The following is a 21,292-nucleotide window of genomic DNA, read 5'->3' on the forward strand; positions in this document are numbered from 1 at the left end:
GGTCGCGGACCTCGGGGGAGTCAGTCCGAGGACTTGAGCACGAACACGTCGGTCGACGGCTCCGGGTCGAGCGACGGCCGGTACACGTCGGGCTCGATGTAGATGACCCTGGCCGTCGGCACGGCCTCGCGGATGCGGGCCTCGATCGCGTCGATGTCGACCGCGGCCTCGCGCAGCGGCTTGTCGGCATTGAGCGCGATCTTCGCCGCCACCATCAGCTCGTCCGGTCCGAGGTAGAGCGTCTTCATATGGATGATCTTCTCGATCTCGTCGCCCGCGTTGATCGCGTCGACGATGCGATCGTGATCGGCCGGGGTGGCTCCCTCGCCCACGAGGAGGCTCTTGGTCTCGACTCCGAGCACGATCGCGATGAGCACGAGCAGGATGCCGATCATCAGCGTTCCGAGTGCGTCGAACACGGGGTTGCCGGTGATGATGGTCAATCCCACACCGAGCAGTGCGAAGGTGAGGCCGGTCAGCGCCCCGACATCCTCGAGCAGCACGACGGGCAGCTCCGGGGCCTTGGCGCGGCGCACGAACGACACCCACGACTGGCCCTCGTCGCGCACGAGGTTGCTCTCCTTGACGGCCGTGCGCAGCGAGAACGACTCGAGGCCGATCGCGACCACGAGCACGACGAGCGGCAGCCACCACCAGGTCTTGTCGAGTTCGTGCGGGTGGGTGAGCTTGTCGATCGCCTCGTAGATCGCGAACAGGCCTCCGACGGAGAACAGGATGATCGACACGACGAACGCGTAGACGTATCGCTCTCGGCCATAGCCGAACGGGTGCGCTCGGTCGGCCTCGCGCTTCGCCTTGCGGCCGCCCAGCATGAGCAGCAGCTGGTTGCCGGAATCGGCGACCGAGTGGATCGCCTCGGCGAGCATCGACGCGGATCCTGAGAGCGCCCAGGCGATGAACTTCGCCAGGGCGATGCCCAGATTCGCCAGGAACGCCGCGAGAATGGCCTTGCCGCCGCCGGATGCACTCATGCGACGAGTCTAGATCGGCTCACCCGTGGTCGCCCGGTGCGCCCGCCGTAGGATGACGACATGGCTGAATCTCTTCCCGCTCTCGCGTTCCTCGGTGCCGGTTCCATGGGCGGCGCGATCCTCCGAGGGGTCGTCGCATCCGGCATCCCCGTCGACGGAGGCATCACCGCGACGAACCGCACGCCCGAGAAGGCAGCGGCCTTCGCCGACCTCGACGGCGTCACGAGCATCGCGCTCTCCGAGACGCCGGACGGCAACGCGCGGGCGGTTCAGTCGGCGCGTGTCGTCCTGGTCGGGGTGAAGCCGGCGATGGTCCCCGATCTGCTGCGCGAGATCGCTCCCTCCCTGCCCGAAGACGCGATCGTGGTGAGTCTCGCGGCCGGGGTCACCCTGCAGACCTTCGCCGACAACCTCGGCGCCGATGTCCGTGTCATCCGCTCGATGCCGAACACGCCGTCGACCGTCGGCAAGGGCGTCACCGGCCTCGCCGCGGGGGCGGCCGCATCCGCCGATGACCTCGCCCTCGTGCACCGCCTCTTCGCGACCGTGGGCGCTGTCGTCGAGGTTCCCGAGTCGCAGATCGATGCGCTGTCGACGATCTCGGGTTCGGGCCCCGCCTACGTCTACCTGCTCATCGAGGAGCTCACAAAGGCCGCCGTCGGCATGGGCTTCAGCGAGAGCGACGCGCGAGTCATGGTGGAGCAGACCTTCATCGGTGCGACCGCGCTGCTCGACGCGTCGGGGGAGGAGCCGTCTGAGCTCCGTCGCAGGGTCACGAGTCCGAAGGGCACTACCGAGCGGGCCGTCGCCGTGCTGCAGGACGCGCACCTCGACCGGACGTTCGCACAGGCCGCCGACGCGGCGCTGGCGCGGGCGAAGGAACTCGCCGCAGGAGGATGACATGCAGCTGCGGTTCTCGGGAGAGATCTGGTTCTGGCGCGGACCGGCGCCGTTCCACTTCGTCACCGTGCCGCCGGCCGAGAGCGAGATGATCGGCGAGATCGCCGGCGTCGTCACCTACGGGTGGGGGATGATCCCCGCATCCGTGACGATCGGACGCACGACCGTGACCACGGCGCTGTGGCCGAAGGACGGCGGGTACATCGTGCCGATCAAGAAGGCGCTGCAGGATCGGGAGGGCATCGGCATCGACGACGTCGTCGAGATCACGCTCGACATCGACGCCTGAACCCGCGGGGCTGCCGCTCAGCGGTCGAGCGCGGCGAAACGCTCGATGTCGCTGTTGGTGCCCGAGACGATGATGAGGTCGTGGTTGGTGACGATCGTGTTCGCCTCGGCGTAGCGGAACGGCTTGCCCGGACTCTTCACGCCGACGACGGTGACCTTGTACTTGCTGCGCACGCCGGATTCGTTCAGACCCACGCCGCGGATGAACTTCGGCGGGTACATCTTCGCCAGCACGAAGTCGTCGTCGAAGCGGATGAAGTCGAGCATCCGGCCGGAGACGAGGTGAGCGACGCGCTCGCCGGCTTCGCGCTCGGGGTAGATGACGTGGTTGGCACCCACGCGGGCGAGGATCTTGCCGTGCGACTGCGAGACGGCCTTCGCCCAGATCTGCGGCACCTTGAGGTCGACGAGGTTCGCGGTGATCAGCACGGATGCTTCGATCGACGAGCCGACGGCGACGACGGCGACCTGGAAGTCCTGCGCGCCGATCTGACGCAGGGCGTCGATGTTCTTGGCGTCGGCCTGCACCGTGTGCGTGACGCGGTCGGACCACTTCTGCACGAGCTCCAGATTGCCGTCGATCGCGAGCACCTCGCGGTCGAGTCGGTCGAGCTCGCCGGCGCACGCGGCGCCGAAGCGGCCCAGGCCGATGACGAGTACGGGAGCGTCGCCCCGGAGCACTTCAACCAACGATCGGCCTTTCCACGGGCAGCGAGTAATACTGCGATCGCGACGTCGCGGCGACTGCCGCGGCGAGAGTCACTGTACCAACGCGCCCCATGAAGATGGTGGTCGCGAGCACGTACGAGGCGGAATCGGGGAGCTCGGCGGTGAGACCTGTCGAGAGGCCGACGGTGCCGAACGCCGAGATCACGTCGAACAGCACATGACTGATGTCGGCCTTGGTGATCTGGGCGATGATGATCGTCGACAGCGCGACGATCGTGGCTCCCCAGGCGACGACGCTGAGCGCCACACGCTGCACGTCGCTGGGGATGCGGCGGCCGAAGACCTCGACCGACTGGCGCCCCTTCGCCTCCGACCACACGGCGATGGCGAGAACGGCGAGAGTGGTGACCTTGATTCCTCCGGCGGTGGATGCCGAACCGCCGCCGACGAACATCAGCATGCTCGCGGCCAGCAGCGACGAGCCGTTCAGGTCGTCCATCTCGATCACGTTGAAGCCGCCCGAACGGGTCATCGCCGAGAGGAAGAAGGCTTGGAACGTCGTGTCCGCCGCATCCATCGAGCCGAACGTCTTCGGGTTCGCGTACTCGAGTATCAGGAAGACCGCGGCACCCAACACGAACAGGAGCACGGTGGTGACGAGGGTGAGTTTGGTGTGCAGCGACCACTTCTTCACGTGCCACACGTGCTTGGCCAGGGTGTAGATCACGGGGAAGCCGATGCTCCCGAGGAAGACGCCCACCATCAGCAGCGACAGCACGAGGTAGTCGTCGGCGAAGACGGCCACGCCGCCGTCGTTGGGAGCGAACCCGGTGTTCGTGAATGCCATGGCGGCGAAGTACGGCGCTTCCCACAGGGCGGCGATCGGGTCGACCTCCGCCAGGACCAGCGCGGGGTAGAGGAGGATCGCGAGGACGCCCTCGATGATGAGCGACGACACCGCGACCGTGCGCAGGAGCTGACCGACCTCGCCCAGCCGCACGGTCTGGCTCTCGTTCACGACGCCGCCGTGGGCTCGCAGCGGGTTCGTGTCTCCGGCGGCCATGAGCTTGGCCCGCAGCCCGAGGCGCTTCGAGATGACCAGGCCCATCAGCGACGCCAGGGTGAGCACACCGAGTCCGCCGATGTTCACGCCGATGAAGATCAGCACGTGCCCGAACGGAGACCAGTGGTTCGCCATGTCGACGGTGGCGAGGCCCGTGACGCAGATGGTCGACACAGCCGTGAACAGCGCATCCGCCAGCGGCGTGACCGTGCGCGATGCCGACGCGATCGGCAGCGACAGCAGCACCGTGAAGACGAGGATGAGCATCGCGAAGATGACGATCGCGAAGCGCGAGGGCGACGAGGTGACGATGTGCTTGCCCCAGGAGGCGGCGTTCTCAAGACGCTGTCGAGGTGACGACGCCGAAGCGATGCCCGACATCGAGTCCCCCTTCGCTTCCCCTCGCCGCGCACCGCGGCTGCACGACGCCGATCGCCGAGCCTTCGTCATGGTACTCCGTGCCGGGGACGACTACCCTGATCACATGACGGACATCTTCGACGTGATCGCAGACGGTACGAGGCGCGACATCCTCCAGCTTCTCCTGCGACGCACCACCGAAGGGGACGCCGGCACGAGCGTGAGCCATATCGTCGCCGAGCTCGGCATCAGCCAGCCCACCGTCTCGAAGCACCTCAAGGTGCTCCGCGAGGCTGAACTGGTCAGTGTGCGCGAAGACGGCCAGCGCCGCTTCTACAGCCTCGCCGTCGAGCCGCTGGAGGTCGTCGACGACTGGCTCGTCCCGTTCCTCATGGATGCCTACGGCGACGATGCGCCGGACATCGACTACCCCGGACTGCCGCTTCCCGACGGAGCCGCACACGCGGCCGAGGTCGTCGGTCGTGCCGCCGCGTCGGCGAGGCACGTCGTCACCACCGCGCTCAAGCGCCTCGGCGGCTGACGCCCCCCGGACGCACTTCGCCCCCGTTGACAGCGGGGGGTCTGTCTTCGGGGGCGTGGCCGCGGGCCCCAGCCCGCGCGACTCGGACGGTGCCATCGTGAGTCGTGCATTCAGCATCCCAGTGCAGTCTGAACGGTTGCGGCACACGTCCTATGTCTCCGCTGTGACCCGCATGCTCCGCTCGTGAGGGGCGCCGAGTCAGGAGTGCCCGAACGGCGAGAACCAACAGGTCTCGCCGACCGTGTCTCGCGCTTGCCATGATGTGAGCATGACGACCGCTTCGCCCTCGTACCGAGCGCACTTCGACTTCACGATCTCGTTCGCCAATGGCGGGGGGATGACGGGAGAAGGCTTCCGTCTCGACCTTCCCGGTCGCGACATCGACTCCGATGCGATCGGAGCGCTGCTGGTGCGGCATCTCGGGCTCGCTCTCGTGAGCGCCGTCGAGCTGCAGCGGCTCCGCATCGTGGAAGAGGCGCACCGCGGCAGCCGGGGCGTGGAGGGGAGCGCTCCGTCACCACGGGTCATCGACCTCAGCCACACGATCGAAGCGGGGCTCGTGACCTACCCCGGCCTCCCTGCCCCCACGATCACTCCGCACCTCACGCGCGAGGACTCCCGCTCGAAGTATGCGCAGGGCACGGAGTTCGCGATGGACATCATCACGATGATCGGCAACACGGGCACCTACCTCGACTCGCCCTTCCACCGGTATGAGGACGGCGGGGACCTGGCCTCGCTCGAGCTCAGCTCCCTCGTCGGCCTGCGCGCCGAGGTCTTCCACCTGCACGACGCGTGGAGCGCCGAGCGCCGGGGGATCGACGCTGTGACGCTCGCGGACCGTGAGCTCCGAGGCGCCGCGGTGCTGCTCGACACCGGGTGGAGTGAGCACTTCGGCACTCCGGAGTACGGCCGCGGGGCACCGTTCCTCACCGAAGAAGGAGCGCGGTTCCTGGCTGAGGCCGGGGTCGCACTCGTCGGCATCGATTCGCTCAACATCGACGACACGGAGAGCGGCGGCGAGCGGCCGGCTCACAGCATCCTGCTGGCCGCCGGCATCCATGTGGTCGAGCACCTGACCCGCCTGTCCGAGGTGCCCGCCCGTGGTGCGCGGTTCACGGCGGCTCCTCCGGCCGTGCGTGGATTCGGGACGTTCCCGGTGCGTGCCTTCGCCACGGTCGGCGATGCTCACTGATCACACAGGCCACATGGGTTTACACGCGTCCCAGATTCCCCCTAGAGTGTGCACAAATCGAGAAAGGGGTACGTGGGATGCCCGAGGTTCCAGATGTCCGGTTCCTTACGGTGGCTGAGGTCGCCGAACTGATGCGCGTGTCGAAGATGACCGTCTATCGAATGGTGCACGCTGGGGAGCTGCCAGCCATTCGCTTCGGTCGCAGTTTCCGGGTTCCGGAATCCGCGGTGGCCGATGCTCTGCAGCGACCGATAGCCGACGTCGGCTGACGCTCTCCGCTCGGTCCCGTGAGCGCGTGCAGCGAGAGCTTCACTGTTTGCTAGACTGATCCGAGGCATTTTTTCCGTGCCCGTACCCGGGTGTCCGTCACCGACGACACCCAGCCACTGACTTAGTGAGGTTTCCGTGGGTTCTGTCATCAAGAAGCGCCGCAAGCGCATGGCGAAGAAGAAGCACCGCAAGCTGCTTCGTAAGACTCGCCACCAGCGTCGCAACAAGAAGTAAGCGACCAGACACGAGCGCCTGTCTCCGGACGGGCGCTTTGTGTCTCTACCCCCCCGGTTTCCCACTCGTCGCAGGAGCATGCCATGAAGTCGATCACCGTCACCGAACTCGCCGAGCGTTCGAACACTCCGCTCATCGATGTCCGCGAGGTCGATGAGTACGCCGCCGGACACGTCCCCGGGGCGATCAACATCCCGATGTCCGAGATCGGCAACCGACTCGAAGAGCTCCCGGCGGAGTCGTTCGACGTCATCTGCCAGGCCGGCGGACGGTCGGCGCGCGTCGTCGAGGCGCTCGAATCCCGCGGGTACGACGCGACCAACGTCGAGGGCGGAACGGGCGAGTGGATCGCTCAGGGCCGCGAGGTCGAGGTGCCGTCGGCGTGACCACGCTGACCCTCATCGGCAAGCCCGACTGCCACCTGTGCGACGTCGCGTCCGAGATCATCGACTCCGTCGTCGCCGAACTCCCTGACGCGGCTGCCGAGCGGATCGAGATCGTCGAGGCGTCGATCAAGGACGACCCCGCACTCTACGAGCTGTGGTGGGAGAAGATCCCGGTCGTCCTCATCGACGGAGAGCTGCACGCGCACTGGCGCCTGTCGGCAGACCGACTGCGCGATGCTCTCGAAGCCGCTGTGCAGAATGACGCACTGAAGAAGGAAGCGCGATGATCCGTCACGTCGTCACCTGGAAGCTCGCCGCAGAGGACGCGGCGACGCGCTCCGAACAGGCCTCCGAGGTCGCCCGCAGGCTGAACGCACTCGACGGTGTCGTGCCGCAGCTTCGCTCGATCTCCGCGGGCGCGAACATCGCATATCCGGACGCGAACTGGGACGTCACGCTCGTCGCGGACGTCGATTCCATTGAGGCCCTGGAGGAGTACCAGGTGCACCCCGCTCATGAAGAGGTCGTGGCATACGTGCGCTCGGTGGTCGCGTCGCGCGTGGCTGTCGACTTCGAGGTCTGAGCCGCCGGACCGCAGCTGCCGATCCGACGGGAGCAGGCGGAGTCATGGGCGAGATCATCTGGCACGACGTGATCGTCGTGTGGGCGCGGCCCTCGGACCTGCAGGGGTTCACCGAGATCGATGCCGCCGCGATGGGGCAGGGGCAGGTCGACCGCCTCCGCCAGCTGAGTGGCAGCCGCGCTCAGGGCTTCCTGGCGGGGAGGGCGCTGATCCGCGCGCTCGTGCGCAGGATCCGAGGCTCCGACGAGGTCCTGCTCTCCAGTCGCTGCGACAGATGCGGAGCCGACCACGGCCGACCGCGCTCGGCCGGCGTGTCGCTCAGCGTGAGCCACGCGGAGGATCTTGTCGTGGTCGCGGCGACAGCGGGGTCCATCCTGCTGGGCGTGGATGTCGAGGATGAGGCGGCGGCCGGACACCTCCATGGAATGGGGTCGATGTTCCCCGACGGCGCCGCCCCCGATCTCGCGGCGTGGACGCGCATCGAAGCAGCCGTGAAGGCGGATGGTCGAGGTTTCGAGATCGACCCGTCGGAGGTGCTCCTGCATCCGAGCGCCGATGACGCGGACCCGTGCGCGTGGTCAGCAGTGCTTCCCGGGCGTGCGAGTCCTTTGGAGATCGCGACGCTCGTCGGGCCCCCCGGATTCGTGCTGAGCGTCGCCGTCGGCTGATCCTCCACCGTCAGCTCGGCGTCAGCGTTAGCGCCGGAGCCGCGCAGCAGGAAGGGCGGGCAGCGGGAGCTCGTCGATCCAGGTCCGCACAAGCGCGCGCGCCTGGCCGTCGGCGATCTCGTCGACCAGCCCGAGGAAGTCGTCACTCGTCACCGCGAGCCCGGCGAAGCGCGACGTCCACTCGCGCGTCAGAGCGAAGAACCGCTCATCGCCGATCGTCAGACGCAGAGCATGCAGGGTGAGTGCGCCGCGTTTGTACACGCGGTCGTCGAACATGTCGGTGGGGCCGGGATCCGAGAGCACGAGATCCTGGGGGAGGATGCGGAGGCTGGCGTGATGCGACCGGGCCTTCGCATGGGCGGTGGGGCCTCCCGCGGCCTCCGACCACAGCCACTCCGAGTAGCACGCGTATCCCTCATTCAGCCAGATGTCCTGCCAGCGGGCGACGCCGACGCTGTTGCCGAACCACTGGTGTGCGAGCTCGTGCGCGATCAGCCGCTCGCTGCCACCCGACCCGTCGACGTGGTTCGCGCCGAAGATCGCCATGCCCTGCGCCTCGAGCGGGATCTCGAGGACGTCCGGGGTGACGACGATCTTGTAGGACTCGTAGGGGTAGGGGCCGAAGGCCTCGACGAACGTCTCCATCATCTGCGGCAGCGCCGCGAAATCGGACCGCACCCGGGGCGCGAGCGCCCGGGGGTGGAACAGGCGCCCCGGTGTCGCGCCGAGCTCGACCCTGTCGTCGTCGTACTGACCGAGTTGCACGGTCATCAGATACGTCGCCGTCGGCACCGGCTGGTCGAAGGTCCAGCGCGTGCGACCCCGCTGCGTCGACCGGGTGGCTGCGCCGCCGCTCACGACGGTGTACTCGGGGTCGGCCGTGAACTCCAGACGATAGGTCGCCTTGTCCGACGGGATGTCGTTGCAGGGGAACCAGGTCGGGGCGCCCGTGGGCTGCGACGCGACCAGCACGCCGTCTTCCAGCTCTTCCCAGCCGAGGAGTCCCCACCGGGTGCGTCGGGGCGAGGGGGCCCCCGAGTACTCGATCGTGACGGTGAGTTCCTGCCCGCTTTCGCGCTCGCCGCCGAAGGCCACCTTGAGTCGCCGGTCGTCCTGACGGAACGAGGCGGCTCGGTCGCCGCTCACCCGCACCTTCGTGGCCTTGAGCCCGACGAGATCGAAGGACACGTGCTTGGCCGTCTCCTGCATCCGCAGCCGGATCGTGGCGATGCCCGCGAGCCGATTCGTGGTCACCCGATAGTCGATGGCGAGGTCGTAGTGCAGCACCCCGTAGCGTCGGTCGCCGCTGTGCGGGGTGTAGGGGTCGACGTTCATGCGTCCGACGCCTGGTAGGAGCGCACCTTGACCGCGCGCCAGGGGCCGATGGGATTTCCGCTCCATCGGCTGCCCACGGGCACGAACTCCCCGCGCATCACGAGCGACGCAGGGCCGACCGTCGCATCCGCCCCGATCGTCGCCGCGGGGAGGATCACGCTGTGCGGCCCGAGGGTCGCACCGTTCTCCAGGGTCACTGCGTCGATGCTCATCACTCGATCATGGAACAGATGCGTCTGAACCACACATCCGCGGTTCACCGTGGCGCCGTCGCCGAGCGTCACGAGATCCGGTTCGGGCAGCCAGTAGCTGTCGGTCCACACCCCTCGACCGATTTTGGCTCCGAGCGTGCGCAGCCAGATGGCGAGGGCGGGGGTGCCGGATGCCGCGTTCGCGAACCAGGGGGCGGCGACCATCTCGGTGAAGGTGTCAGACACCTCGGTGCGCCAGACGAAGCTCGACCAGAGCGGATGCTCTCCCGCGCGAATCGGCCCGACGATGATCCATTTCGCCGCTGTCGTGACGAGGGCGGCGATCGCGCCGGCGGCGAGCATGACGGCGCTCGAGAGCACGACCGCCCATCCGAGCCCCCACGCCTCGACCACGGCGGCGAGCGTGAGCATCACGGCCAGTCCGATCGTGCACGTCACCAACACCGGGATGATGCGGCCCAGCTCCCAGAGCGCTCGCGCCACCCGCAGACCGGTGCGGGGGCGGTAGGTGCGCTCGAGGTCGGAGTCGTTGACGACACGACGCAGTCGAGCGGCGGGCGAGCCCAACCACGACGACCCGGCCTTCGCCTTGGGCGGCGCGACGGACAGCACGGCCACCAGGCCGTCTCGGGGCACATTGTGCCCACCGGCCGCCATGCCGGAGTTGCCGAGGAAAGCGCGCTTGCCGATCCGCGCCGTGCCCAGGCGCATCCACCCGCCCTGCAGCTCGTAGGTCGCGACCATGGTGTCGTCGGCGAGGAACGCGCCGTCGGCGATCGTCGTGAGCTTCGGGATGAGCAGCACGGTCGACGCCTCGACATCGCGACCGACGTCGGCGCCGAGGGCACGCAGCCAGAACGGGGTGAAACTGCTGGAGTACAGCGGGAAGAGGAAGGTGCGAGCAGAATCGAGAAGGCGTTCGGTCGTCCACGCCTGCCACGCGACGCGAGAGCGCACCGGGTACACGCCTTCGCCGAGCCCCACCCCGAGCACGCGCACGAGAACCAGCACGAGGGCGGCGAAGACCACGCCCGAGAGAAGCACAGCAGGAACGAGCAGCGCCAGGATGCCGGGAACGGCGGCGCTGAGGGAGTCTGCTCCTCGGATGCCGAGCGCCACCACCCACGCCCCGGTCGCCAGAGAGATGACCGGCAGGATGCCGAGGAACGCCGAGGACGCGGCGTAGGCCCACAGCCAACGGGTGCGGCTCGGCGGGCGACCGGCCGCGAACGGCTTCGAGACGCCGCCGACGCGGGCCGCCGGGGATCCGGCCCAGCGCTGCCCCGACCGCACGCGGCCGAACACGGCTGAACCGGGTGCGATCTCGGCGCCGCGGCCGATCTTCGTGCCCGGGGCGAGGGTGCTTCGTGCGCCGATCGTCGAGTCGGCGCCGATGCGGATGCCGCCGATGCGCACGGTGTCGCCGTCGATCCAGTACCCGGTGAGGTCGACCTCGGGCTCGATCGAGGCGCCGGACCCGATGTCGAGCATGCCCGTGATCGGGGGCACCGTGTGCAGATCGACGTCCTTGTGGATGCGCGCGCCGAGCGCCCTCGCGTAGTACACGACCCAGGGCGCGCCTGCGAGTCCCACCGGGTCGACCTGCTGCGCGATCTGCTCGGCGAGCCACAGGCGCAGGTGCACGCCGCCGCCCCGCGGGTAGTCGCCGGGCCGGAGTCCCGCGAGCAGCAGGCGGGCGGCGACCGCGGCGATCGTCATCTTGCCCAGCGGGGTCACGAAGATCACCAGGCCCACGATGATCGTCCACACCGGGACGGCGGGAAGGAACTCGAATCCGGGTGACAGGCGCAGGATCCAGCTCGCGGTGAGCAGGAAGAGCAGCCAGCGGATGCCGGTGAACACGAACAGCGGCAACCCGGCGATGGTCTGCACCCACTGCATCCGCCGCGGTGTGGGTGCCTGCTGGCTGAAGACCCGTTCCGCGGTGTCCTCATCGTCGGCCTCTTCGTCGACGGCATCGGCCATCTGACGCAGTCTCGGCAGGTCGTAGACGTCGGTCATCGTGAACTCGGGTGCGCGGGTGCGCAGGCGCGAGACCAGCTGGGCGGCGGCGAGCGAGCCTCCGCCCAGCTGGAAGAAGTCGGCGTCCTCATCGCTCGGGCGGATGCCGAGCACGGCGAACCACTGCTCGGCGAGCCACGCGGCGGTTCCGGAGAGCGAGGATTCGCCCGCGTCGCCGGAATCGAGGGGCCACGGAAGAGCCGCCTTGTCGACCTTGCCCGACGTGCGTACGGGCAGATCATCGACGATCGCGAGCAGCGGGATCAGGGGAGCCGGCAGCATCTCGGCGAGCTCGCCGCGCGCCACCTGCCGGTCGAATCCGTCGTCGGGAACCACATAGCCGACGAGGATCGGCATGCCGGCATCGGTCTTCTGCACGACCACGGTCGCCGCCGAGACCGAGCTCAGCCCCTGCAGCGCCGCCTCGACCTCGCCGAGCTCGATGCGGCGACCGCCGATCTTGACCTGGTCATCGGCACGGCCCTGGAAGATCAGGCCCTCGGGCTCGACGCGCACGACGTCGCCGGAGCGATAGGCGCGGTCCCAGCCGAGCATCGGCATGGGGGCGTACTTCTCGGCGTCCTTGACCGGGTCGAGGTAGCGGGCGAGGCCGACGCCGCCGATGATGAGCTCGCCCGCTTCGCCGTCGGCGACACGCTGACCTTCTGCGTCGACCACGGCCAGCGACCAGCCGTCCAGAGGCAGGCCGATGCGCACGGGGCCGGTGCCGTCCATGAGAGAGGCGCAGGCGACGACGGTGGCCTCGGTCGGGCCGTACGTGTTCCAGATCTCGCGTCCATCGGATGCCAGTCGGGCGACCAGTTCTGGTGGGCAGGCCTCGCCTCCGAAGATCAGCAGCCGCACGTTCTCGATCGCATCCTGGGGCCACAGGGCTGCGAGCGTGGGAACCGTCGAGACGACGGTGATCCCGTGCCCGAGCAGCCAGGGGCCCAGATCCTCGCCCGACCGGACCAGAGCCCTCGGCGCCGGAACGAGGCATGCGCCGTGGCCCCAGGCGAGCCACATCTCTTCGCACGATGCGTCGAACGCGACCGAGAGGCCCGCGAGCACGCGGTCGCCGGGGCCCAGTGGGGCATCCTGCAGGAACAGTCGCGCCTCGGCGTCGACGAAGGCCGCTGCGGAACGGTGTGAGACGGCGACGCCCTTGGGAACCCCCGTCGAGCCGGAGGTGAAGATGATCCAGGCATCGTCGTCGACGGTGGGCGGGGTGACGACGGGCACCGCCGACGTGCTCGGGTGGGGTGCCGCGCTGGAGAACAGCTGCCTCGCATCAGAGGTGTCCGCGGGGAGGTATCCCGCATCGGTGATCATGCCGACGATGCGCGCCTCACGGAAGACGAGATCGGCCCGCTCCTGGGGGTCGTCCGCGTCGACCGGGACGTATGCCGCGCCGGCCGCCATCGTGCCGAGGATCGCGATGTAGAGGTCACGGCGACCCGACGTCATCCTGATGCCGACGCGATCGCCCTGACTCACGCCCTGCTCTCGCAGCACGGCAGCCGTGCGCCACACCTGCGCCAGCAGTTCCGCGTAGCTCACCGCGCCGTCGGCGTCCTCGACCGCTGACGCGTCGGGATACTGCTCGGTGGTGTCGCGGAGGATGTCGATCAGTGTGCGGGGGAGTGGCGCCTCGGCAGCGCGGTCGAGCGCCTCCTGCACGTCAGTTCGCAAGGAGGTCGAGCAGCGCGGCCTTCGACAGTCGCGAGTATCCGGTGCGGCCCTCGGCACGGGCACGGGCTCGGAGCTCGACGACAGTGAGATCGCTCAGCTCGGACTCCGGGGATGACGACGGTGCGGCGGACTTCGGCGTCGCGGTCCTCGCGGTGGCCGTCCTCTTCGCCGGACGAGCGGCAGCCGTCGCCGTGGTCGTGGAGGGGACCGCGGGAGCAGGGGCGACCTTCGTCGTCGCCGGCGTCACTGCGGTCGCCGGCTTCGCTGCCTTCGGTGCGACCGGGGCTGTCTTCGCCTCGGTGGTCGTCACTGCGGGCGACGAGAGAGCGTCGGACGTCGTGGCGTCGGCCTTCTTCGAGGGCGAGGTGTTCTTCGTCTCGGACTTCTTCGCGTCGCCCCTCTTCGCGCCGGGCTTCTTCGTCTCGGGCTTCTTCGTCTCGGCTTTCTCAGCGACCGACTTCTTCGCCTCGGACTTCTTCTCGTCCTTCTTGTCGGACTTCTTCTTGTCGCCCTTCTTCGTGTCGGCCTTCTTCGGCGCCTGCAGGCGCGCGGCGGCCTCCTGAAGTCGCTCGGTGGCGGCGGTGGCCGACTTCGCGACCTTCTTGGGCCGGTCGGCGATCTTCTTCTTCGAGGCGTTCGCCGCGTCCTTCGCGTCCTCGACGAGAGGCTTGAGCTTCTTGGCCGCCTTCTTCGGAAGGGTCTTGATCAGCTTCTTCGCATCCTTCGCGGCATCCTTGGCGGCATCGAGTGCTGCCTCGGCATTCCGGTGGGCTGGGCTCTTCTTGGCCATGGTCGATCCTCCTGTGCGACCCGAGCGCGTCCGCCCGGGAGTTGGCACAGAGGATACTCAGGCAAGGTGAACAATCGGTGCCGCGCCGGTCCCGGGCCATGTCATATCCCGTCACACTTGCAACACAAATGTGATCCGCGGAAGGCGGCTGGCGACCGGTCGGGCCCGGTGGTGCATGTTTAGATGTTCTCCTACCCGTCCGTGGGCACTCACACCCTCGTCGTTCAGGAGCTGACATGCGCCGTCGCAACATCATCGCCGGGATCGCGCTCGCCGCGACCGCCACTCTCGCCCTCGCCGGCTGTGCGACGGGCAGCGGAGACGCAGGCTCGGGAGAGCCGGCGGCCGGCGACGAGTACGGCCTCATCGAGGCGGGCACGCTGACGGTCTGCTCCGACATCCCCTACGCTCCGTTCGAGTTCGAGGGCGGCGACAACGGCACCGGGTACACCGGCTTCGACATCGACCTGCTCGATGCGATCGCCAAGGAGCTCGACCTCGAGCTCGCGGTGCAGGACGTCGGATTCGACGCTCTGCAGTCGGGCACGACCCTCGCCGCAGGCCAGTGCGACGTCGGCGCCTCGGCGATGACCATCACCGACGAGCGCAAGGCGAACATCGACTTCTCCGAGCCGTACTACGAGTCGCTGCAGTCGCTGCTCGTGCGCACCGACTCGGGCATCGAGTCGATCGACGACCTCTCGGGCAAGAACGTCGGCGTGCAGCAGGGCACGACCGGTGAGGCGTACGCGACCGAGAACGCCGAGGGCGCGCAGCTCGTGCAGTACCCGTCCGACGGCGAGCTGTGGCCCGCCATGCAGGCCGGTCAGATCGACGCGATCCTGCAGGACCAGCCGGTGAACCTCGAGCACGAGAAGGCCGACAGCGCCTACAAGATCGTCGAGGAGTACGAGACCGGCGAGTCCTACGGCTTCGCGTTCGCCAAAGACGAGAAGGACGCGCTGCGCGAGGCGATCGACGGTGCGCTGCAGGATCTGCGCGACAGCGGCGACTACCAGACGATCTACGACACCTACTTCACCGCGAAGTAATCGGCGAGCGACGTAGGACAGGGAGACCTTGACAATGGCGTTGAGGCGCACCACGAAGAGCAAGCTCTACCGGTACACCGTCTATGCGGTGCTGATCGCGGTCGTCGTCTGGCTGATCGTCAGCACCGACTGGGCACGCATCGCGCAGCTGTACTTCAACCCCGAGGTCGCGGCGAAGATGCTCCCGGGCATCATCACCACGGCACTCGTCAACACGCTGTGGTTCACCGCCGTCGCGTTCGCCGGTGGTCTGCTGCTCGGCATCGTGCTGGCGCTGCTCAAGCTGTCGAGCATCGGGCCCTTCCGGTGGATCGCGACGGCGTGGATCGAGCTGTTCCGCGGGCTTCCCGCGATCCTCACGATCTTCGCCATCGCGTTCATCCTGCCGATCGGACTCGGCGTGCCGGGCACGAAGCTGGGTGGACCGGTGGTGCTCGGGTTGATCGGTCTGATCCTCGTGGCGTCGGCCTACATGGCCGAGACCATCCGGGCGGGTATCCAGGCGGTGCCGAAGGGGCAGACCGAGGCCGCCCGCTCGCTCGGCATGTCGCCCATGAAGACGACGTTCTGGATCGTGGTGCCGCAGGGGTTCCGCATCATCATCCCGCCGCTGACCAACGAGTTCGTGCTGCTGCTGAAGGACACCTCGCTGCTCTTCGTCGCCGGCTCCTTCATCTGGTCGAAGGAACTCACGAACTTCGCGCGTGACGCGAGCACGCAGAACGCCAACGGAACGCCGTTGATCATGGCGGCGGCGCTCTACCTGATCGTGACGATCCCCCTCACGCGCTTCAGCGCGTACCTGGAACGAAGGATGTCGAGGCAGCGATGATCACCGATCTGATTGACGTCCACGCGCCGGCGATCGACCTGCAGGGGCTCGTGAAGAGCTTCGGCGACAACGAGGTGCTCAAGGGCATCGACCTCACCGTCACCGCCGGCGAGGTCGTCTGCATCATCGGCCCGTCGGGTTCCGGAAAGTCGACGCTGCTGCGCTCGGTGAACCTGCTCGAGGAGCCGACCGGGGGCAAGGTGCTCATCGAGGGCATCGACATCACCGACCCCGACGTCGACATCGACCGCGTGCGCACGCGCATCGGCATGGTGTTCCAGAGCTTCAACCTCTTCCCCCACCTCGACGTGATGGGCAACCTCATGATCGCGCAGCAGCGCGTGAAGAAGCGGTCGAAGGCCGAGGCTGAGCGGGTCGCGAAGGAGATGCTCGGACGCGTCGGCCTCTCCGAGAAGGCTGACGCCTTTCCCGGACACCTCTCGGGCGGTCAGCAGCAGCGCGTCGCCATCGCGCGCGCGCTGTGCATGAACCCCGACATGATGCTGTTCGACGAGCCGACGTCGGCGCTCGACCCGGAGCTCGTCGGCGAGGTGCTGCAGGTGATGCGCTCACTCGCGGATGAGGGAATGACGATGCTCGTCGTCACGCACGAGATGGGCTTCGCCCGCGAGGTCGGGTCGCGACTGATCTTCATGGACGGCGGACACATCGTCGAAGAGGGCGACCCGCGCGAGGTGCTCGCCAACCCGCAGCATCCGCGCACGCAGGACTTCCTGGCCCGCGTGCTCTGATCGTCTGACGCTTCACACACAGAGACCCCCTCCTGCGGAAACAGCAGGAGGGGGTCGCTGTGTGTGACGCGTGAACTCGGAAGTCAGTCGACGTCGACGACTTCTGCGCCCGGGGCGTTGGTCTTCACCGACTCGATCCCGTTCTTGGCGGCGGCCTTCGTGGTGTAGCTTTCGCTGGTCGCGATGACTTCACCGTTTCCGGCTTTGAGGCGGAACCTGTACCCACCTGAGCGGTCGGCGTACAGCTCGAACTTGCCTGCCATGAGGCGTCCTTTCTCTGTCGTGTCGGAGGGGCGGCGCCCCTCGGGATCACGGTATCCCGGAGTACTGGCCCAGGGATAGAGCGCGATTCAGCCGCGCGGATGCACGGCCACGGGCTCGGGCGCGACGGCGATCCGCACACGATCTCCGAACGTCGGATGGATGCCGGGGGCGTGCTGCAGACGCACCAGCTCGCCCGATTCGGTGCGGACGAGCGTGCGGCGCATGCTGCCCAGGAACGTGCTCTCCTGCACGAGCGCATCGGTCGCGGCATCCGCCTCGGACGCGAAGTGCACGTTCTCCGGGCGCAGGTAGACGTCGACCGGTCCGTCGGCCGGAGCCTGCAGCGGCAGCTTCTGTCCCCACACCACGACGTGGTCGCCCTCGGCGACGCCCGAGACGACACTCGAGAGACCGACGAAGGCGGCGACACCTGCGGTCGACGGCGTCGTGTACAGCTGCTCGGGGGTGCCGATCTGCTCGATGGTCCCTGCGTTCATCACGGCGATCCGGTCGGAGACCGCCAGCGCCTCCTCCTGGTCGTGGGTCACGAAGACGGTGGTGATGCCGAGCCGCAGCTGGATGCGGCGGATCTCGTCACGCAGCTGCACACGCACCTTCGCGTCGAGGGCCGACAGCGGCTCGTCGAGCAGCAGCACCTTCGGCTCGGTCACGAGTGCACGGGCCAGCGCCACGCGCTGCTGCTGGCCACCGGAGAGCTGATGCGGAAAGCGGTCGGCGAAGTCGGCGAGCCCCACCAGGGCCAGGGCGTCGAGAGCACGCTTCGAGGCCTCTGCCTTCCCGAGTCCACGGCGGCGCAACCCGAACGCGGTGTTCTCCGCGACGCGCAGATGCGGGAACAGCGAATAGGACTGGAAGACCATGCCGATGTCGCGCTTGTTCGTCGGGACGCGGGAGACGTCGCTCCCGCCGAGAAGCACCGCACCGCTGTCGAGACCTTCGAGCCCCGCGAGCACCCGCAGCAGCGTGGTCTTGCCGCAGCCCGACGGACCGAGCAGCGAGACGAACTCGCCGGGAGCGATGTCGAGGTCGACTCCGTGCAGCACAGTGTTGCCCGAGTAGCTCTTCACGATGCTCTGCAGCTGCACACGCGTGCCCTCGCCGGCCTCGGCGAGGAGCATGTTGTCGGCGGTCTGGGGGAGGGTCATGAGCGGGCCTTTCCGTTGCCGCGCGCGACGCGGCCGATGAGGAGGAGCAGGAGGAAGACGAACAGCAGCGCCAGCAGGGTGAAGATGGCCGGTGCGTACGGGTCCTGCTTCTGGACGACGACCATCGCCGTCTGGAACACCTGGCGGTTGAGGAGCGACGCGATCGTGAACTCGCCGAGCACGACGGCGATCGAGATGAGCGACGCCGCGAGCAGCCCCTGGCGCAGGTTCGGCGCGAGCACGGTGAGAACGACGGTCGGCCAGCTCGCACCGAGTGATCGGGCGGCCTCGGCGAGGGTGCGCAGGTCGGCGGCGTCGATGGAGGCCTGGATCGAGCGGTAGGCGAACGGCAGCACGGTGATGCCGTAGGCGAAGGCCAGCGTCCAGGTGCCCGTGCCGAGAGCGCGTCCGATCTGCAGGTAGATCGGCGCGAGCCCGACGACCAGCACGATCGCGGGAATCGAGATCGGCAGCAGCACCGCGAACTCGAACACCGGCTTGAGCTTCGCGAAGCGCAGGTTGACCAGGATCATCGTCGGCGCGAGCAGGAGGAGCACGATCGCGACCGTCACCACGGCCAGGATCAGCGAGTTGCCGAGCCCCATCCAGATCGGCTTGATGGCCGCAGACTTCGCAGGGTCGAACAGCGCGAACCAGCGCTCGAGACCGAGGGTGCCGTCGGTCTGACGCAGCGTGTAGAGGAACGTGGAGATCAGCGGGATGGCGAAGAAGGCGCCGACGGCGATGCCGATGATCCAGCGGGTCGCGAGAGAGGGGCCGAGACGGTTCATGACTGCCACCTCGCGGCTCGTCGCTGGATGATCGAGTACAGGCCCATGACGACTCCGACGATCACGATCATGCCCAGCGCGAGAGCGCCGGCCAGGTTCTCGCGGCCGAGCACGGTCTCGCTGGTGAGCGCGGCCCGGATCTGCAGCGGGACGATCTGCGCGCCCTGGCTGGCGAGTGCTGCGGCCGTGGCGTAGGACGAGAAGGCGTTCGCGAACAGCAGCAGAAGGCTCGCGAGAAACGAGGGCGCCAGCACCGGGATGCCGATGCGCAGCCAGAAGCTCGAGCGTGTGCCGCCGAGCGTGAGGTTCGCCTCGGCCCACTGCGGCTTGAGTGCGGCGAGGGCGGGCATGAACGTGATCACCATGAGAGGGATCTGGAAGTAGATGTACGGCAGGATCAGGCCGGGGAGCTCGTAGAGCCAGGTGCCGTTCGCGAAGATGTCGACGCCGAGGTCGTCCTTGAGGAAGAGCGTGACGACGCCCTGGATGCCGATCGTCGCGATGAAGGCGAACGCGAGCATCACGCCACCGAACTGAGCCAGCACGCCGGCCGCGGCATCCACGGTCGAGCGCACGGCGCCGTCGGGGTTCATGCCGAGCAGGGCATAGCAGACGAGGGCTCCGAGGATCGCGCCGACCAGGGCTGTCAGCAGCGAGAGCCCGGCCGAGTTCGCGAACGTCGTGAGGACCACGGGATCGCCGAGGGCCGAGACGTTCGACCAGGTGAACGAGCCGTCCTCCGTGAAGAAGCCCGAGCCGATCGCGAGGATCGTCGGCACGGCGAGGAAGAGCAGCACGTAGGCGGTGAAGGGCACGAGACCGAGCCAGGCCGCGGACGGCGCCGAGCGTCGGACCCCCGAGACGACGGGCCCGGCGCCGGCCGGAGCGAGGGGGACGGGGGCGGATGCCGTGGCATCCGCCCCCGTCGTGGTGGCAGTGGTCACTGGACCGCCGCTGCCCACTTCTCGCCGAGCAGCGTGCCGGCGTTCGTCGACTGCTCCTCGGTCGGGACGACGGTCTCGCTCGGGACCTCAGGAAGAGCCGCGGCCAGGTCGGCGTCGATCGTGCCGGCCTCGGTCATGGCCTCCATACGAGCCGGACGTGCACCGCCCTTGAGCCACAGGTTCTGCACCTCGTCGCTGTAGAGGAACTCCTGCCACAGGCGTGCGGCTGCCGGGTTCGGGGCATCCTTGTTGATCGCCTGGTTGTAGTAGCCGGCGTAACCGGTGCCGTCGAGCACGACGACCTTCCAGTCCTTGTTGTCGGCGGTGTGCGAGGCGTTCAGGTAGTCCCAGTCGAAGACGACGGGAGTCTCACCGCTCGCGACGGTCGCCGTGGTGACGTCGACCTTGAGCAGGTTTCCGGCCTTCTGCAGCTCTGAGAAGAAGTCGATACCCGGCTGGAAATCGTCGAGCGTGCCGTCGGACTGCACCGTGGCGAGGCCCACAGCGGCGAACGCCGCACCGGCCTGGGTCGGGTCGCCGTTGATGGCGACGGCACCCTTGTAGGCGGCGTCCTTCAGGTCGTCGAGCGACTCGGGGGCGTCGAACTTCGACGAGTCGTAGCCGATCGACATGTATCCGCCGTAGTCGCCGACGAAGAGCCCGGTCGGCTCCTTGAGCGCGTCGGGGATCTCGTCCCACGTCTGCACCTGGTACGGCGCGAACGTGTCGGTGTTCTGCAGCGCGACCGTGAGGCCGAGGTCGAACACGTCGGGTGCGGTGTCGAGCCCCTCGTTGGTCTTCGCTGCCTGGATCTCTTCGGCGCTCGACACGTCGGGCGATGCCTCGTTGATCGTGATCTCGGGGTACTTCTCGGCGAAGAGGTCGAGGATCTCGCCGTAGTTGGCCCAGTCGCGCGGAAGGGCGATGACGTTGAGCTGGCCTTCGGCCTTCGCTGCCTCTTCGAGATCGGCGAACGATCCGAAGTCCTCGACAGAGGTCGCGGCTGCGGCGTCGACGTCGTCGCTACCGGCAGCGGGGGTCTCAGCACCCGTGGCGCAGGCGGTCAGGCCGAGCGCGGCGGTGGTGAACAGGGCGATGCCGGCGCCGATGCGCGCGCGGCGGTGGAAGTTGGTCATCAGGGTCCTCTCGGTGTCCGGCGCTGTGAGCCGGATTCGGGTTGCGAGAGGACACTATGAGCCGAGGGTTGCCGATCATCGCGGTCCCGGTGAACGTGAGGTGTCCGCAGTGTGGCGGGTCGGGCCGCGATGGTGCTCGGGGCGTCACGCCGTCT

Annotated in this window: 24 protein-coding genes; 13 read left to right on the forward strand and 11 right to left on the reverse strand. The window is 68.1% G+C overall.

Annotation, left to right across the window (positions count from 1 at the left end):
• Positions 1 to 20 precede the first annotated feature (20 nt).
• The gene (locus MRBLMI13_RS11985; RefSeq protein WP_042538967.1) at positions 21 to 992 is read right to left on the reverse strand and encodes a cation diffusion facilitator family transporter; all 972 of its coding nucleotides are present in this window, start codon (positions 990 to 992) and stop codon (positions 21 to 23) included.
• Positions 993 to 1,052: 60 nt separating this feature from the next.
• Here MRBLMI13_RS11985 and proC point away from each other — a divergent pair, with 60 nt between their 5' ends.
• Complete coding sequence (gene proC, locus MRBLMI13_RS11990) at positions 1,053 to 1,892, forward strand: pyrroline-5-carboxylate reductase (RefSeq protein ID WP_079112304.1); 840 nt, start codon at positions 1,053 to 1,055, stop codon at positions 1,890 to 1,892.
• A gap of 1 nt (position 1,893) precedes the next feature.
• The gene (locus MRBLMI13_RS11995) at positions 1,894 to 2,181 is read left to right on the forward strand and encodes a DUF1905 domain-containing protein (RefSeq protein WP_079112305.1); all 288 of its coding nucleotides are present in this window, start codon (positions 1,894 to 1,896) and stop codon (positions 2,179 to 2,181) included.
• Positions 2,182 to 2,198: 17 nt separating this feature from the next.
• Here MRBLMI13_RS11995 and MRBLMI13_RS12000 read toward each other — a convergent pair whose 3' ends face one another.
• Positions 2,199 to 2,870: a potassium channel family protein gene (locus tag MRBLMI13_RS12000; RefSeq protein WP_042538973.1), complete on the reverse strand. Its 672-nt coding sequence runs from the start codon at positions 2,868 to 2,870 to the stop codon at positions 2,199 to 2,201.
• Positions 2,863 to 4,293: a TrkH family potassium uptake protein gene (locus tag MRBLMI13_RS12005; protein WP_042539422.1), complete on the reverse strand. Its 1,431-nt coding sequence runs from the start codon at positions 4,291 to 4,293 to the stop codon at positions 2,863 to 2,865. Before MRBLMI13_RS12005 ends, MRBLMI13_RS12000 begins: the two co-directional genes overlap by 8 nt.
• Before the next feature lie 103 nt (positions 4,294 to 4,396).
• Here MRBLMI13_RS12005 and MRBLMI13_RS12010 point away from each other — a divergent pair, with 103 nt between their 5' ends.
• The 8 genes from MRBLMI13_RS12010 to MRBLMI13_RS12045 all read left to right on the forward strand — a co-directional run bounded on the left by MRBLMI13_RS12010 (position 4,397) and on the right by MRBLMI13_RS12045 (position 8,149).
• Positions 4,397 to 4,813: an ArsR/SmtB family transcription factor gene (locus MRBLMI13_RS12010; protein ID WP_042539424.1), complete on the forward strand. Its 417-nt coding sequence runs from the start codon at positions 4,397 to 4,399 to the stop codon at positions 4,811 to 4,813.
• Between the two features lie 268 nt (positions 4,814 to 5,081).
• Positions 5,082 to 6,008: a cyclase family protein gene (locus MRBLMI13_RS12015; RefSeq protein ID WP_367822770.1), complete on the forward strand. Its 927-nt coding sequence runs from the start codon at positions 5,082 to 5,084 to the stop codon at positions 6,006 to 6,008.
• A gap of 77 nt (positions 6,009 to 6,085) precedes the next feature.
• A complete protein-coding gene (locus MRBLMI13_RS12020; protein WP_042538977.1) occupies positions 6,086 to 6,277 on the forward strand; it encodes a helix-turn-helix domain-containing protein in 192 nt (63 codons plus the stop codon).
• A 136-nt stretch (positions 6,278 to 6,413) separates the two neighbouring features.
• Positions 6,414 to 6,512 carry a 30S ribosomal protein bS22 gene (locus MRBLMI13_RS12025; RefSeq protein ID WP_003792170.1) on the forward strand — a complete coding sequence of 33 codons (99 nt, stop codon included), beginning with the start codon at positions 6,414 to 6,416 and terminating at the stop codon, positions 6,510 to 6,512.
• Positions 6,513 to 6,595: 83 nt separating this feature from the next.
• Positions 6,596 to 6,898 (forward strand): rhodanese-like domain-containing protein, encoded by a 303-nt coding sequence (locus MRBLMI13_RS12030; RefSeq protein ID WP_367822773.1) that lies wholly within the window; start codon positions 6,596 to 6,598, stop codon positions 6,896 to 6,898.
• On the forward strand, positions 6,895 to 7,185 hold the full coding sequence (locus MRBLMI13_RS12035) for a glutaredoxin family protein (protein WP_309686251.1): 291 nt from the start codon (positions 6,895 to 6,897) through the stop codon (positions 7,183 to 7,185). The genes MRBLMI13_RS12030 and MRBLMI13_RS12035 overlap by 4 nt, the downstream gene beginning before the upstream one ends.
• The gene (locus tag MRBLMI13_RS12040) at positions 7,182 to 7,481 is read left to right on the forward strand and encodes a Dabb family protein (RefSeq protein WP_309686253.1); all 300 of its coding nucleotides are present in this window, start codon (positions 7,182 to 7,184) and stop codon (positions 7,479 to 7,481) included. The genes MRBLMI13_RS12035 and MRBLMI13_RS12040 overlap by 4 nt, the downstream gene beginning before the upstream one ends.
• Positions 7,482 to 7,525: 44 nt before the next feature.
• Positions 7,526 to 8,149, forward strand: coding sequence for a 4'-phosphopantetheinyl transferase family protein (locus MRBLMI13_RS12045; RefSeq protein WP_367822775.1), 624 nt, complete (start codon positions 7,526 to 7,528; stop codon positions 8,147 to 8,149).
• 27 nt (positions 8,150 to 8,176) lie between these two features.
• On the opposite strand, the gene MRBLMI13_RS12050 is transcribed toward MRBLMI13_RS12045, so the two are convergent.
• The 3 genes from MRBLMI13_RS12050 to MRBLMI13_RS12060 are packed head-to-tail and all read right to left on the reverse strand — an operon-like array spanning position 8,177 to position 14,200.
• Positions 8,177 to 9,484 carry a M1 family metallopeptidase gene (locus tag MRBLMI13_RS12050; RefSeq protein WP_367822777.1) on the reverse strand — a complete coding sequence of 436 codons (1,308 nt, stop codon included), beginning with the start codon at positions 9,482 to 9,484 and terminating at the stop codon, positions 8,177 to 8,179.
• Positions 9,481 to 13,410 carry a Pls/PosA family non-ribosomal peptide synthetase gene (locus MRBLMI13_RS12055; protein ID WP_367822779.1) on the reverse strand — a complete coding sequence of 1,310 codons (3,930 nt, stop codon included), beginning with the start codon at positions 13,408 to 13,410 and terminating at the stop codon, positions 9,481 to 9,483. The genes MRBLMI13_RS12050 and MRBLMI13_RS12055 overlap by 4 nt, the downstream gene beginning before the upstream one ends.
• Positions 13,400 to 14,200: a hypothetical protein gene (locus MRBLMI13_RS12060; protein ID WP_367822781.1), complete on the reverse strand. Its 801-nt coding sequence runs from the start codon at positions 14,198 to 14,200 to the stop codon at positions 13,400 to 13,402. The genes MRBLMI13_RS12055 and MRBLMI13_RS12060 overlap by 11 nt, the downstream gene beginning before the upstream one ends.
• A gap of 236 nt (positions 14,201 to 14,436) precedes the next feature.
• Between MRBLMI13_RS12060 and MRBLMI13_RS12065 the strand changes: the two genes are divergently transcribed.
• Genes MRBLMI13_RS12065 through MRBLMI13_RS12075 form a run of 3 tightly spaced genes read left to right on the forward strand, consistent with a single transcriptional unit; the run spans position 14,437 to position 16,836 of the window.
• Positions 14,437 to 15,252: a basic amino acid ABC transporter substrate-binding protein gene (locus tag MRBLMI13_RS12065; protein WP_042538989.1), complete on the forward strand. Its 816-nt coding sequence runs from the start codon at positions 14,437 to 14,439 to the stop codon at positions 15,250 to 15,252.
• A gap of 34 nt (positions 15,253 to 15,286) precedes the next feature.
• Positions 15,287 to 16,084, forward strand: a complete 798-nt coding sequence (locus tag MRBLMI13_RS12070) for an amino acid ABC transporter permease (protein WP_056375691.1) — start codon at positions 15,287 to 15,289, stop codon at positions 16,082 to 16,084.
• Positions 16,081 to 16,836, forward strand: a complete 756-nt coding sequence (locus MRBLMI13_RS12075; RefSeq protein WP_042538994.1) for an amino acid ABC transporter ATP-binding protein — start codon at positions 16,081 to 16,083, stop codon at positions 16,834 to 16,836. The genes MRBLMI13_RS12070 and MRBLMI13_RS12075 overlap by 4 nt, the downstream gene beginning before the upstream one ends.
• Before the next feature lie 83 nt (positions 16,837 to 16,919).
• Here the strand turns inward: MRBLMI13_RS12075 and MRBLMI13_RS12080 are convergent, their stop codons facing one another.
• From MRBLMI13_RS12080 to MRBLMI13_RS12100, 5 genes are all read right to left on the reverse strand, one after another.
• Entirely contained in the window at positions 16,920 to 17,099 is a 180-nt protein-coding gene (locus tag MRBLMI13_RS12080) for a YegP family protein (protein ID WP_042538996.1), read from the reverse strand.
• Between the two features lie 87 nt (positions 17,100 to 17,186).
• Complete coding sequence (locus tag MRBLMI13_RS12085) at positions 17,187 to 18,266, reverse strand: ABC transporter ATP-binding protein (RefSeq protein ID WP_367822784.1); 1,080 nt, start codon at positions 18,264 to 18,266, stop codon at positions 17,187 to 17,189.
• Entirely contained in the window at positions 18,263 to 19,057 is a 795-nt protein-coding gene (locus tag MRBLMI13_RS12090) for an ABC transporter permease (protein ID WP_042539000.1), read from the reverse strand. Before MRBLMI13_RS12090 ends, MRBLMI13_RS12085 begins: the two co-directional genes overlap by 4 nt.
• Positions 19,054 to 20,001 (reverse strand): ABC transporter permease, encoded by a 948-nt coding sequence (locus tag MRBLMI13_RS12095; RefSeq protein ID WP_052492904.1) that lies wholly within the window; start codon positions 19,999 to 20,001, stop codon positions 19,054 to 19,056. Before MRBLMI13_RS12095 ends, MRBLMI13_RS12090 begins: the two co-directional genes overlap by 4 nt.
• Positions 19,998 to 21,137, reverse strand: a complete 1,140-nt coding sequence (locus MRBLMI13_RS12100; protein ID WP_309686277.1) for an ABC transporter substrate-binding protein — start codon at positions 21,135 to 21,137, stop codon at positions 19,998 to 20,000. The genes MRBLMI13_RS12095 and MRBLMI13_RS12100 overlap by 4 nt, the downstream gene beginning before the upstream one ends.
• Positions 21,138 to 21,292 lie beyond the last annotated feature (155 nt).

Source organism: Microbacterium sp. LMI13-1-1.1 (assembly GCF_040815625.1).
GTDB classification, from domain to species: Bacteria; Actinomycetota; Actinomycetes; order Actinomycetales; family Microbacteriaceae; genus Microbacterium; species Microbacterium forte.